This window comes from Cupriavidus sp. SIMBA_020 (assembly GCF_046535395.1).
GTDB lineage: Bacteria > Pseudomonadota > Gammaproteobacteria > Burkholderiales > Burkholderiaceae > Cupriavidus > Cupriavidus campinensis.
Genome location: NZ_JAWRWU010001327.1, coordinates 1 through 247, shown reverse-complemented (window position 1 = coordinate 247; position 247 = coordinate 1). Strand labels below are relative to the sequence as shown.

Sequence of the window (247 nt, the reverse complement as noted above, 5' to 3'; positions counted from 1 at the left end):
GTTGCAGAACCTGATGCGGGACCGCGTCCAGGCCCTGGGCGTGCGCCGCGAGATCGCCGCGCGCGAACCCGACGCCGAACGCGACAGCGCCGATTTCCAGTGGCTGCAGGCCGATGCCTATGCGCAGGGAAAGCTGGTCAACGACATGCGTTTTGCCTGGGGCGAAGCGGCGCTGCGCGACAACCTGGCCCGGCATGGCAAGCGGGTGCTGATCGCGTTGCAGACGGAAGAGGGCATGCAACGCAAC

General features: G+C 67.6%; 1 pseudogene. It reads left to right on the top strand.

Annotation, left to right across the window (positions count from 1 at the left end):
- Nucleotides 1-247: pseudogene (locus SB751_RS33815) on the top strand (hypothetical protein); the annotation flags it as partial.